Here is a 12,954-nt window from a genome sequence, read left to right on the forward strand (position 1 = left end):
AATTATGCGTGCTTATTTTCAACAATTTCTGAAAAGGTTTTTTTTTGTTTAAAAAAATATTGCCATACAATACTTCCATTATACACACCTTTTAACTGTTTAAGGGGCTTTTTATTTTCAGAATTAAACTGAGTTTGTTGCCAATGCAACAACACATAAATATGCGCTTTTAATACCGCAATAAAAAAAGAAAAGTTTCCGGTAAATAATCCTTTCCAAGCCGATATAGCATCTAGCAGGAAACGAATAAATAGTGTTTTAATTTTATCTGATTTTGGCAAATGCATGGCCAACATCAATAAATTATTGCGAAAATTTAAATATAATTTTTTGCTGCCTTTTTGCAATGTACCTGCACCTACATGGTAAACAACACTTTGTGGACAAACATAAACAGAATAACCTGCCAATTGCATACGCCAACATAATTCAATTTCTTCTTGGTGCGCAAAAAAAGAAGCAGTGAAACCGTTTAAATTTTTGAATACAACACTCTTTACAAATAAAGCTGCACCACTTGCCCAAAAAACAGGTTCAATATCATTGTATTGTCCTTTATCTTGTTCCATAGTATCAAATACCCTACCCTTTGCAAAAGGATAACCTAATGTATCAATCCATCCGCCACAAGCACCTGCATATTCAAACTCAGATGGGGCATGAAAGGATAGTAGCTTGGGCTGACAAGCGGCTATTTTATCATTACTTTCCATTAATTGAATAATGGGTTCAATCCAATTTTCAGTAACGGATACATCAGAATTTAACAAAACAAAATAATCCGCATTAACTTGTTGCAAAGCCCAATTATAGCCACCGGCAAAGCCTTCATTTTTTGTGTTTTGAATTACGGTAACTTCCGGAAAACGATTTTGCAACATTAGCACTGACGCATCGGTTGAAGCATTATCCGCAACAATGATTTTTTTATTGCCATAAGTTGACGCCAATACACTTGGCAAAAACTGTTGCAAATAATGAGCACCATTATAGTTTAATATAACAATTGCTACAAGTGGCTGCTGTTGCAAATGATTCATTGTATGGAAAAGGTATAATTAAAATGCTACCCGCAATAAACAAATTTAGGTAGATTAACATTACAAGTTTAAGTATTTACTTACGCAAAACGCTTTACGTAATATTAAGCCTTGTAAAGCTGTTCACGTAACTCGTGTATGCGTGCATCTTCCATATAATCATCAAATGTGGTTAACCGATCAATTATTCCATTGGGTGTTAATTCAATTACTCTGTTAGCTACCGTTTGCATAAATGTATGGTCGTGAGAAGTAATTAGCACAACACCTGGAAAATTCTGACAACTTTCATTAAAGCTTTGAATGCTTTCCAAATCAAGGTGATTGGTGGGTTGATCGAGAATAATTACATTAGGGTTTTGTAACATCATTCTACTAATCATACAGCGTACTTTTTCACCACCACTTAACACATTTGTTTTCTTTAATATTTCATCGCCACTAAACAACATTTTCCCCAAAAATCCTCTTAAAAATGGTTCATCGGCTTCGGTTACATGCGAGGGAACAAATTGACGCAGCCAATCAATTAATGATAAACCTTCTTGAAAAAATGCAGTATTATCAATTGGCAAATAAGCCTTGGTAATGGTTGTTCCCCATTCATATTTGCCTGAATCGGCTTGAATATTGCCATTGATAATTTCGAATAAACGAGTAATAGCCAATGGGTTACGGCTAAAGAAAGCAATTTTATCACCTTTATTAACAGTAAAGTGTACTTTGGAAAATAGCTTAGTACCATCAACTGTTGCAGATAAGTTTTCAACATGTAAAATTTGATTACCTACTTCGCGTAAAGGTTGAAAAATAATACCCGGATATTTTCTGTTAGATGGTTCAATTTCTTCTATCGTTAATTTTTCCAAGGCCTTTTTACGAGCTGTTGCTTGTTTACTTTTACTGGCATTGGCAGAAAAGCGTGCAATAAAGTCAAGCAATGCAGCACGTTTTTCCTCAATTTTTTTATTCTTATCACTCATTTGGCGCAACATTAATTGCGATGATTCATACCAAAAAGTATAATTACCCGTAAAAATTTTAATTTTTGAACGATCCACATCTGCAATATGTGTGCAAACAGCATCTAAAAAGTGGCGATCGTGACTTACAACTAATACAATATTTTCGTAATCGGCCAAAAAGTTTTCTAGCCAGCCAATGGTTTCAATATCTAATCCATTGGTAGGCTCATCTAATAAAAGAATATCGGGATTACCAAACAATGCTTGAGCCAGTAATACCCGAACCTTAAAAGTTCCCGGTATATCTTTCATTAAACTTTGTTGCATGCTTTCATTTACACCTAAACTACTTAACAAGCTGCCGGCATTACTTTCAGCTTCATATCCGCCCATTTCGCCAAACTCAGCTTCTAATTCGCCTGCTCTAATTCCATCTTCTTCCGTAAAATCTTCTTTTGCATAAAGGGCATCCCGTTCATGCATTACTTCCCATAAACGTTTATAGCCCATTAATACAGTTTCAATTACAGTATAATCATCAAATGCAAATTGATCTTGACTTAATACGGCCATTCTTTCACCGGTTGTAATTTCAACAGTGCCCTTGTTGGGTTCAATTTCCCCACTCAAAATTTTTAAAAAAGTAGATTTACCGGCACCATTCGCGCCAATTACGCCATAACAATTTCCTTTAACAAAATTTACATTTACCTCATCAAACAAAACACGCTTGCCAAAAGCCAGGGTTAAGTTTCTAACACTAATCATGCTTTTATAGTTTTTTTAGGCTGCAAAACTAAGGGTAAAGCAGCGAATTCGTGAATGATAGCTGTTTTAAACAGCATTGACTATTTATCTTTGAACCAATAATTAATTAATCATATTTTACCTACTTTTATTTCATGCTTCAATATTGGCTGAACTGGAAGACGCTTATTGCCTTAATTGCACTGCTCATTATTAGCGGCACTATTTTTTATTCAAACTATTTAGCCAACAAAATTAAACTTGATGAAAAAATAAAAATTGAACAATGGGCAGAAGCTGTAAAAAGCAATGCCAGCAACCAAATTACCGATAATAATTTAAGCGGCCGCATTTTGAGTGAAAACAGCCAAGATATTCCTATTATAGTTGTTTCAGAAAAGGGTATTGTATTAGACAGTAGAAATGTAGATTCTACGAGGTTAACAGACCCTTCCTATTTAAAAAGAAAAATTGATTATTTTAAATCATTACACACTCCCATTGAATGGAACAACCCATTAGATACATCACAAAAAAACATTGTATATTATGGTGAATCGCATTTATTGAACGAAGTACGATATTACCCAATAGTTCAACTTATTATTGTAGGATTATTTTTATTTTTCTTAGTTATTGCCCAACGCACTGCTTTTCAAAACAACCAAAATCAGCTTTGGGTAGGTATGGCAAAAGAAACAGCGCATCAGTTAGGTACGCCGGTAAGCAGTTTACAGGGATGGATTGAAATGCTGAGAACCATACCCGGTAATGAAAAAATTGTAACTGAAATTGAAAAAGATACTAAACGGTTATTATTAATTACGGATAGGTTTGGTAAAATTGGCAGCATACCTACTTTAGAGGCAACGAATTTATGTACACAGATTGAACAAATGATTGATTACATAAAAAAACGTTCGGGCGGCAATGTTACGTTTGAATTGATTTGTACTGATTATAACCTGCAACCAAAACTTTCACCTGCCTTGTTTGATTGGGCTATTGAAAACCTGTTAAAAAATGCACTTGACGCTATGGAGGGAAAAGGAAGAATAACCTTACAAATAAAAAAAGTTTCGAAACTAATTTATATTGATATTACAGATACAGGAAAAGGTATTGCCAGGAAAAATTTTGATACTGTTTTTAAACCAGGCTTTACAACAAAAAAACGTGGATGGGGTTTAGGCCTTACATTAACCAAACGCATTATAGAACAATATCATAAAGGAAAAATTTTTATATTAAACAGCCATGTTGGTAAGGGAACAACCTTTAGAATTATTTTGCCCGGTTAATTTTTAAATGAAATGATACCGGCATTTAACGGTCTCTAATCTTGTTTTGAAAAGTATTTTTTTATAATAAATAAATACAATTTTGCAATGATGAAACCATTCAAAATTGCAATGCAAACAATGGGTACAATTACATCGGAAGGATAATGTACGCCAAGATAAACTCTGCTATAAGCCACTAATGCTGCCCAAAAAAATAGCAATACGGTTATTTTAGGTAATTGGCTGCGCACCGCAAAAAAGAAATAAAAAGCCAATGAAAAAGTATTCGCCGCATGCGATGAAACGAACCCATACATACCTCCCCTATAATTGTTTACATAATGCAACAAATTTTCTAACCCGGGCTCATGGCTTGGACGAAAGCGATGAAAAATAGGCTTAAAAACAGATGAAGCCATTTGATCACTAATTGTTAGCAACAATGCCACCAACAATACAAAGGGCACAGCTTTCCACTTTAATTTAAATGCTAGTATTATTACCAATAAAACATAAAAAGGCACCCAGGAATATTGTCCACTACACCAATACATAAATCCATCGAAAAATGAATTATGGTGACCATTCACGAATATTAAAATTTTCCTATCTAATTCTTCTAAAAATTCTAACATGTTTATTAATTAAACTGTTGTTTATAGCGTGGCACCGTATATTTTAAAATGAATGGTGATAATGCACCAATAATAAAGCCGCCCAATACATCGGTAGGATAATGCACGCCCAATGCCATTCGCGAATAGCCTACCAGTAAAGCCCAGATTAAAACCGGCAATCTATACTTCCAATTTTTAAAAACAATAACTATTGCAAAAAATAATACGAATGCATCGGTGGTATGACCTGAAGGGAAAGAAGGACTTCCCCCGGCAGTTAATTTATCAATAAAAGGATAAATTTTAAAGGGGCGGGTTCTGTTAACACCATATTTAAGTATGGTAGATATTATTTCTGCCAAAAAAATGGAAAACAAAATATACCAGCCACGAAATTGTATGTATTTATTTTTTTTAGAATATCCAACAATTAACATAATAACGGGTACGCCAATAGCAAAGAAATAGGCCGTATTGGTAATAAAATGAATAAAAGGATCGAACACTTCAATGCGGTGATGATTTAACCAATTTAGAATGGCAACATCTGCATTTGCAAGTGTAAGTATAGTTAAATTAATGAAGTGCATACCCGGCAAAATACTTACAATAATTTTAATGACAGTTAAATAAATGCTTAAAATACATTTCATTGCGTTTATTACGCATTAAGAAAGATTTGCAGCATTATTTTAATATAATAGTCGATAATGCCGGTAAATTTACATGAATACGATACCACTCTTCATCTATGTAAACTTTTTCGCATTTAATTTTTTCATTTTTTATAGTGCCGCTACCAAAAAATTGTACATCATCGGTATTGAAAATTTCAGTCCAACAATCTTTCCCATACACATGTACTTCCCAATTTTGTCGAACCACCGGTGTAACATTCAATATAATCAATAAATCATCCGCTTTATTCTTTCCTTTTCTTTTATAAACCATTACACATTCAGCACGGTGGTTAAGATCAACCCATTCAAATCCTTCTGTTGAAAATTGTAATTCATATAAAGCAGGTTCGGTAGTATATAGTTTATTCAACGCCATAACACACTGCTTCATACCTGCATGCGGAGGATATTGTAATAAATCCCATTGTAATTCACTTTTATAATTCCATTCGTTGGTGGCACCAAATTCATTGCCCATGAAAAGTAATTTAGCACCCGGATGCGTAAACATATAAGTATAAAGGGTACGAAGATTAGCGAACTTTTGCCATTCATCGCCCGGCATTTTATAAATCATAGGACTTTTACCGTGCACCACTTCATCATGACTTAATGGCAACATGAAATTTTCATTATAAAAATACATCATGCTAAATGTAAACTTATCCTGAAAAGCTGAGCGAAAAATTGGATCTACTTTAAAATAGTCTAATGTATCGTGCATCCACCCCATCATCCATTTCATGCCAAATCCAAGCCCACCCTCAAATGTAGGTTTACTAATTTTAGGCCAGTCGGTGGCTTCTTCAGCAATGGTTTGAATGTCGGGAAAATCGCGATATAAAGTTTCATTCAAATCTTTAATGAAAGCGATGGCTTCTAAATTTCCGTTTCCCCCAAATTCATTGGGCTCCCATTGGCCTTCACTACGGCTGTAATCTAAACGAAGAATAGAGCTTACGGCATCTACCCTTAAACCATCTGCATGAAATGCATCGCACCAAAAGCAGGCATTACTTATTAAAAAGCTTTTAACTTCACCTCTTTTATAGTTGAAAATATATGAATTCCAATCGGGATGATACCCTTTTCGCATATCGGCATATTCGTAAGTATGTGTTCCATCAAACATGAATAATCCATGTGCATCGTATGGGAAATGTGAGGGCACCCAGTCTAAAAAAACTCCAATACCTGCTTTATGCAGTTCATTCACTAAATATGCAAAACCTTGCGGATTCCCAAAACGAGAAGTGGGAGCATAATAACCGGTGCCTTGATATCCCCAACTTCCATCAAATGGATGTTCCATAACAGGCATAAATTCAACATGTGTAAAACCCATTTCTTTTACATAAGGCACCAGGCGTTCGGCAATTTGTTCATAGGTATTATAAGTTTCTTCATTGTATTTATCGGGGCGCATCCAACTGGCTAAGTGTACCTCATAAACTGAAATAGGGGCTGATAAGTTATTCTTAGAATGGCGATTTTGCATCCATTGTGCATCATCCCATTCATATTGTGTTTGCCAGGTAATAGAGGCAGTATAAGGTCTTTTTTCCCAAAAATGGGCAAATGGGTCACCTTTATCTAATTCCATTCCCTGATAACCAACAATATGATATTTATAAGCTTCACCTTGTAATACACCGGGAATAAAGCCCTCCCAAATTCCAGAGCGGTCTAAACGCACTTTTAAAGGATGCGCGGTTTTATTCCACTTATTAAAATAGCCAATTACACTTACGGCACTTGCATTGGGTGCCCAAACGGCAAAATAAGTTCCTTGTTTTCCCAAAACTTCCAACTGCTTATTTCCGAATAAATGATATAAACGATAATGTGTTCCTTGCTGAAAATTGTTGATGTCTTCTTCTGTAAAAAGCGAATAATTCCACACACTTTGTTGAGTATCAACAAAATGCACTGTTTCATAAGGGGGCATATCCCCGTTCTTTAATGCAGCAATGCCCACCAACTTTTTTGGATTAAAATTGTTATTATTATTTTTTTTTGTAGAATTAAACATATTACTTATTTTGTCGAATATTAAAAATAACTAACCTTTACTAATTGTTTTTACAAGCTACAATTTATGCTTTTAAAATGAAATGACCTTTGAATTTACAACTGCCTTTATGAGAAAAATATTGCCAATATTCCTATTCTTTTTCTTTCCGGCTTTTGCCATTGCACAAGATGTCTTATTGAAAGGTACGATCATTGACACAACAGCTCGAGTAAAATTATCAAATGCAGTAGTAGCTGTATTACGTGCTAAAGATTCCGTTTTATTGAATTATACGCGTACTAAAAATGATGGTAGTTTTTCTATTGGCATCCCTCAAAATATGAAGACAGTTATTATGGTATCCTATCCTAATTATGCTGATTTTTTAGACACGGTACCTTCACAATTGCAGCAGAATAACACCTTAATTGATATTGGAAATATTTATTTAGAAACCAAAGCACATATTTTACAAGAAGTAATTGTACAGCAACGTGTAGCTGCCATTAAAGTAAAAGGCGACACAACTGAATTTAAAGCAGATAGTTTTCATGCCGGCCCCAATGCTTCAGTGCAAGATTTATTAAAGAAATTGCCGGGTATACAAGTTAATGCGCGGGGAGAAATTACTGCTCAAGGTGAAAAAGTGAGAAAAGTTTTAGTAGATGGGGAAGAATTTTTTAGCGATGACCCGGCTGTTGTAACGCAAAATTTACGTGCGGATTATGTTGATAAGGTGCAAGTGTATGATAAGAAAAGTGACCAGGCAGTTTTCTCAGGAATTGACGATGGTGAAAAAACCAAAACCATTAATTTAACTTTAAAAGAAGATAAAAAGAAAGGTTACTTTGGAAAATTAGAAGCAGGTAGCGATGCCAATCAGTACCACTATGAAAAAGCAATGGTAAATTCATTTCAGAAGAAAAAGAAATTTGCCGCTTATGTTACCAACGACAATACAAAATACGAATCACTGAACTGGAATGAGAAAACCAATTATGGGAATGACTTAAACCAAAACACTGATGTACAAGATGATGGCACCATTTGGATTTCACAAACTTCAGATGAATTTAGTTATGGTAGTGGCTTGCCTATATCTACTACAGGGGGGCTAACTTATAGCAATAAATGGGATGCTGATAAACAAAATATAAATGGCACTTATCAATTCAATCATTTAAATATTGTTGGCCAAACCAACTCCATTACTCAATATATTTTACCTGACACCACCTTTATTAATAAGGTACAGCAAAATGCCACAAACATGCGTCAACGACATAGGGTAAATGGAACCTATGAATGGCAGATTGATTCTTCCAGCTCATTAAAAGTTACCGTTACAGGCTCAAAAATAAAAAGGGATGATAATAATCTTTACACCGGTCAATCCATTAGCCAGGAAAATCAAATTATTAATGAAACGGATAGAACAACTACTTCAAATGGAACAGAAAACAATTTGTTAACCAATCTTTTTTGGCGTAAAAAATTTAAAAAAGCAGGAAGAACCATTTCGTTCAATAGCAATATCAATTTTTCAGGACGTAATAGTACGGGGTACTTAATTGCTCAAAATAGTTTTTTCGATAAATTAGGTTTTTTAACAGCTGCTCAAAATATTAATCAGTATAAAACCAACAATGAAAATGTTGCGGGTGTAGATGGCAAATTGGTTTACACAGAACCATTATGGAAAAAAACATTTTTAGAACTAAATTATCGGTTCGGCTTTTCGGGTAATGATGCACAACGAAACACTTTTGCCAAAGACAGCAGTAATGGCAAGTATGATATTGGAGTTGATTCACTGACCAACCATTTCAAATACAATATCAATAGTCAATCTGGCGGTGCTACTTTTCGATACAATGGGAAAAAAGTCAATTTCTCATTTGGAAGTGGTATTGGTATTACCTCATTTCAATTACATGATCAAATACAACAAACCAATCGTTCCATTCAGTTCACCAATTTATTACCAACCGCTGCTATAAATTTCACGCCAAAAGCACAACGAAAAATAAGCTTAACTTATACAGGTTCAACACAAAATCCTACCCTATCTCAAATACAGCCATTAATTGATAATACCGACCCGTTAAATATAAACATTGGTAATCCGTATTTAAAACAAGCATATAATCATCGCTTTCAGTTATCCGTTTCAGATTTTAAAGTACTTAAAAGCAGAAATCTTTATATAAGTGGAAATTTTAATCTTACTAATAATGCTATTAGTTCATCTAGCAATGTAGATAGTTTAGGAAGACGGATAAATCAAGCCATTAACGTTAATGGAAATTATAATGGCAATATTTTTATGTTTTACAGTTTTGAAGTAGTGCCTACCTGGATTGCTGGGTTCAGTAGTACGCCAGGATTTAATCGTTATATCAATTATATAAATGGAGAGAAAAATGTTACCAACAATCAAAACATAAACTTTGGTATATATTTTGGCCGCTGGAGCGACAAAAAAGTGAATTTTTATGTGAATGCAGATATTACCAGAAATTATTCCAATTCATCCATTAGTCCTAACAATACAACAAAATACTGGAGCTTTACACCTTACATAAACTTTACGGCTAAATTACCTGCTAAATTTTATTTTGAAGCCAACAGCAACATTAGTATTTATGAAAAAACAAGTGTATTTACCGGCAATGCGGATATATATTTGGTAAATGCCTCATTGAAAAAAACGTTCACAAAAAGTGATAAGTGGGAATTGAAATTCTCAGTGAATGATTTATTGAACCAAAATAGAGGTATTAACAGAAATATTAGCAGTAATTTCATTTCACAAACCATTCAACAAACCATTCAGCGCTATTTCCTTTTAAGCATAACCTATAATTTTAGCAAAAACGGAAAACCGTCAGAATAAAGTTTAATTGTAAACTGTTACATAAAATAAACTAATGTACCATATGAAAGGTGTACTTATTTTTTTATTCTCATGTCTGCTCATGTTTCATACCAAAGCTCAAAATACATTCATCTATTCAGGAAAAGTATATTTTGAAAAAAGGGTAAATCAATACCAGTTACTAGATATGGATAATGATGAGATCTGGTCAGAGTTAATGAAAAAAACAATGCCCAAAATTACTGTTGATGAATTTGTACTATCGTTTAACAAAGGGGTTAGTTTATATGAAATGGAGAAGGAAAATGAAAATAACAAATATATTTTTGGCATGAAGCCTTCCACACAAAATATTATTTGGAAAAATTTAGAACAAAATAAAATTGAAGAGCAAAAAGAAGTATTTGAACAACAATATTTGTTAAAAGATTCACTTAGAAAATTAGAATGGCGCATTACAGGTGAAACCCGCGAAATTGCAGGATTTGATTGTAAAAAAGCAGTAACTAAAATTTGTGATTCAGTTTATGTAGTAGCATTTTATACCGATCAAATTCCGGTAAGTAGCGGACCGGAGAGCTTTAGTGGGTTACCCGGACTTATTTTAGGTTTAGCAGTACCCAGATTATATACAACATGGTTTGCTACTAAACTTGAATTATTACCACCCAATACTAATATTTCAATGCCCAAGCTTAAAGGTAAAGCAACCAATTGGGATGGCTTACAAAAAGATTTATTGAATGGTATGAAAGATTGGGGAAAATCCGGACCTAAATATGTTTGGAATGCTTTACTATAAAATTGCCCGCATTCAATATTGAATGCGGGCGAAATTTTCAAATCATTACTTTACTTTATTTCTTTAATTCTATAATCATTAAGGTTTTTGCCGGCACTGAAAAATCTTGACCTACTTCCGCATCATTCATAACGTTTAACCCTTTACGAAAACCGGAAGTACGTTCAGCAAAACTGCTCCAACTAATTTGATGTTCTTTTTCATTAGTATTCATCACACACATTATAGTTTGATTATCTGTATATCTAAAATATACATAAACACCATCTTTGGGAACATATTGCATTAATTTTCCGTGTGTTAAAGCAGGAGAATTCTTTCGGAAATTAGCCAACTTTTTAGTGTAAGCTTGAACAGACAATTCATCTTTATTTAGCCCTTCCCCGGTAAATGCATTCTTTTTATCACCTGCCCAACCACCGGGAAAATCCAATCTAACCCATCCGTCCGGATTAGAAAAACCTTTCATGAGTACTTCAGTGCCATAATACATTTGAGGTATTCCCCTACTGGTTAGCAGCCAAGCTATACCCATTTTTTGTTTATCTACATCTTCTTTTACTTCTGAGAAAAATCTGGATAAATCGTGGTTATCTAAAAAAATTACATTACGCATCGGATTAGTGTACAGAAAATCTTTTGCCAGTGTGCTATACAGTCTATTTACACCTTCAGTCCAACCAAATGGTTGGTTTACTGCAGGCAATATACCATCAAACAATAATTGAAAGTCTGTTGCACCTTGCAAATTACTTTTAAAGGGAATATTGATTTTATTGTCAACAAAATAAGCCTGGCTTGAAACACCATGTACCCAAGTTTCACCGAACATTGTAATTTTAGGATATTCCTTTTCAAGTGCAGCATTACAACGATTCATAAAATCCAAATCATTGTAAATGTAGGTATCAATACGCCATCCATCAATTCCAAATTTTTCTACACTCCAAATTGCATGCTGAATTAAAAAATTAGCAACATAAGGATTGTTTTGGTTTAAATCGGGCATTTTTTGCGTAAACCAACCATCACTGGTAATTTTTTTATCAATGGCGGAAGCATAAGGATCGTATAAAGGTTGGTCTTTATAAGAAGTTTGTGTAAAGGTGGGCCATCGATGAAACCAATCGTGCGTTGGGGGGTCTAGGAAGAAAATATTCTTACTGCCAACATGATTATAAACAGCATCTTGAATTAGTTTCATACCACGTTTGTGCAATTCATTACTTAGTTCCAAATACATGGATTCACCACCTAAACGAGGTTCAATTTTATAATGGTTAGTAAAGGAATAGCCATGTTCCGTTCTATTTGGTTCATCATTTTCAATTACGGGCGTAAGCCATAAAGCAGTTACCCCCAATTTTTGTAAATAATCAAGGTGGTTAATAATACCTTTAAAATCACCCCCATGACGTAAGTAAATAGAATCACGGTTAAGCGATTGATCGAGCATTCCGGGTACACGGTCGTTAGATGGGTCACCGTTACTAAAACGATCGGGCATGATTAAATAAATAAAATCACCGGAATTGACTCCCTGTGCAAATTGGGTACCGTTACCTTGTCTTCTTTCGTATAAAGGCCACTGAATTGTTTGTTTGGAATTTCCTGCCCAAAAAATAATGGGAACAATACCCGGTTTAGCAGCAGCAGTAATATCAATATCAACAGCTACATAGGTTTTATTATCTAAACCATGAACTTTCAAAAGTTTTACACCAGGATAGTCAATTTGAATTTGATTAAGATTGATTGAGTCTGGAACTCCACTTTTTATTAAGAGTTGAATTTGATGATGTTGCATACCTACCCACCAGTTAATTGGGTAAACGGAAGGTTTTTGTGCCAATAAACTAAGAGGCATAGTGAGTATACTACAAAATGCAATGAACCATTTCTGTAGTTGTACATAGTTTTTTTTCATA

General features: G+C 34.1%; 9 protein-coding genes. 3 read left to right on the forward strand and 6 right to left on the reverse strand.

Annotated features, from left to right (window positions below; all coding sequences use genetic code 11):
* Positions 1-2: 2 nt before the first annotated feature.
* Positions 3-1,040, reverse strand: coding sequence for a glycosyltransferase family 2 protein (locus LX80_RS02695; protein WP_111293470.1), 1,038 nt, complete (start codon positions 1,038-1,040; stop codon positions 3-5).
* A gap of 104 nt (positions 1,041-1,144) precedes the next feature.
* The gene (locus LX80_RS02700; RefSeq protein ID WP_111293471.1) at positions 1,145-2,773 is read right to left on the reverse strand and encodes an ABC-F family ATP-binding cassette domain-containing protein; all 1,629 of its coding nucleotides are present in this window, start codon (positions 2,771-2,773) and stop codon (positions 1,145-1,147) included.
* A 134-nt stretch (positions 2,774-2,907) separates the two neighbouring features.
* On the opposite strand from LX80_RS02700, the gene LX80_RS02705 reads away from it, so the two are divergent.
* Positions 2,908-4,053, forward strand: coding sequence for a sensor histidine kinase (locus tag LX80_RS02705; protein WP_111293472.1), 1,146 nt, complete (start codon positions 2,908-2,910; stop codon positions 4,051-4,053).
* Between the two features lie 35 nt (positions 4,054-4,088).
* Here LX80_RS02705 and LX80_RS02710 read toward each other — a convergent pair whose 3' ends face one another.
* The 3 genes from LX80_RS02710 to glgB are packed head-to-tail and all read right to left on the reverse strand — an operon-like array spanning position 4,089 to position 7,364.
* Positions 4,089-4,670, reverse strand: a complete 582-nt coding sequence (locus LX80_RS02710) for a phosphatase PAP2 family protein (RefSeq protein WP_111293473.1) — start codon at positions 4,668-4,670, stop codon at positions 4,089-4,091.
* Between the two features lie 5 nt (positions 4,671-4,675).
* Complete coding sequence (locus LX80_RS02715) at positions 4,676-5,305, reverse strand: phosphatase PAP2 family protein (protein ID WP_111293474.1); 630 nt, start codon at positions 5,303-5,305, stop codon at positions 4,676-4,678.
* 34 nt (positions 5,306-5,339) lie between these two features.
* Positions 5,340-7,364 carry a 1,4-alpha-glucan branching protein GlgB gene (gene glgB, locus LX80_RS02720; protein ID WP_245897936.1) on the reverse strand — a complete coding sequence of 675 codons (2,025 nt, stop codon included), beginning with the start codon at positions 7,362-7,364 and terminating at the stop codon, positions 5,340-5,342.
* A gap of 109 nt (positions 7,365-7,473) precedes the next feature.
* On the opposite strand from glgB, the gene LX80_RS02725 reads away from it, so the two are divergent.
* Both LX80_RS02725 and LX80_RS02730 read left to right on the forward strand, forming a co-directional pair.
* Positions 7,474-10,242: an outer membrane beta-barrel family protein gene (locus LX80_RS02725; RefSeq protein ID WP_170120358.1), complete on the forward strand. Its 2,769-nt coding sequence runs from the start codon at positions 7,474-7,476 to the stop codon at positions 10,240-10,242.
* A gap of 43 nt (positions 10,243-10,285) precedes the next feature.
* Entirely contained in the window at positions 10,286-11,026 is a 741-nt protein-coding gene (locus LX80_RS02730; RefSeq protein WP_211307678.1) for a GLPGLI family protein, read from the forward strand.
* A 55-nt stretch (positions 11,027-11,081) separates the two neighbouring features.
* Here LX80_RS02730 and LX80_RS02735 read toward each other — a convergent pair whose 3' ends face one another.
* Complete coding sequence (locus LX80_RS02735) at positions 11,082-12,953, reverse strand: glycoside hydrolase family 13 protein (RefSeq protein WP_245897938.1); 1,872 nt, start codon at positions 12,951-12,953, stop codon at positions 11,082-11,084.
* Position 12,954 lies beyond the last annotated feature (1 nt).

The organism is Hydrotalea sandarakina (assembly GCF_003254115.1).
GTDB lineage: Bacteria > Bacteroidota > Bacteroidia > Chitinophagales > Chitinophagaceae > Hydrotalea > Hydrotalea sandarakina.

Excerpts from the sequence above, each read along its gene's own strand:
- LX80_RS02695 (WP_111293470.1), bottom strand. The coding sequence starts at position 1,040 with ATGAATCATTTGCAACAGCAGCCACTTGTAGCAATTGTTATATTAAAC.
- LX80_RS02700 (WP_111293471.1), bottom strand. The coding sequence starts at position 2,773 with ATGATTAGTGTTAGAAACTTAACCCTGGCTTTTGGCAAGCGTGTTTTG.
- LX80_RS02705 (WP_111293472.1), top strand. The coding sequence starts at position 2,908 with ATGCTTCAATATTGGCTGAACTGGAAGACGCTTATTGCCTTAATTGCA.
- LX80_RS02710 (WP_111293473.1), bottom strand. The coding sequence starts at position 4,670 with ATGTTAGAATTTTTAGAAGAATTAGATAGGAAAATTTTAATATTCGTG.
- LX80_RS02715 (WP_111293474.1), bottom strand. The coding sequence starts at position 5,305 with ATGAAATGTATTTTAAGCATTTATTTAACTGTCATTAAAATTATTGTA.
- glgB (WP_245897936.1), bottom strand. The coding sequence starts at position 7,364 with ATGTTTAATTCTACAAAAAAAAATAATAATAACAATTTTAATCCAAAA.
- LX80_RS02725 (WP_170120358.1), top strand. The coding sequence starts at position 7,474 with ATGAGAAAAATATTGCCAATATTCCTATTCTTTTTCTTTCCGGCTTTT.
- LX80_RS02730 (WP_211307678.1), top strand. The coding sequence starts at position 10,286 with ATGAAAGGTGTACTTATTTTTTTATTCTCATGTCTGCTCATGTTTCAT.
- LX80_RS02735 (WP_245897938.1), bottom strand. The coding sequence starts at position 12,953 with ATGAAAAAAAACTATGTACAACTACAGAAATGGTTCATTGCATTTTGT.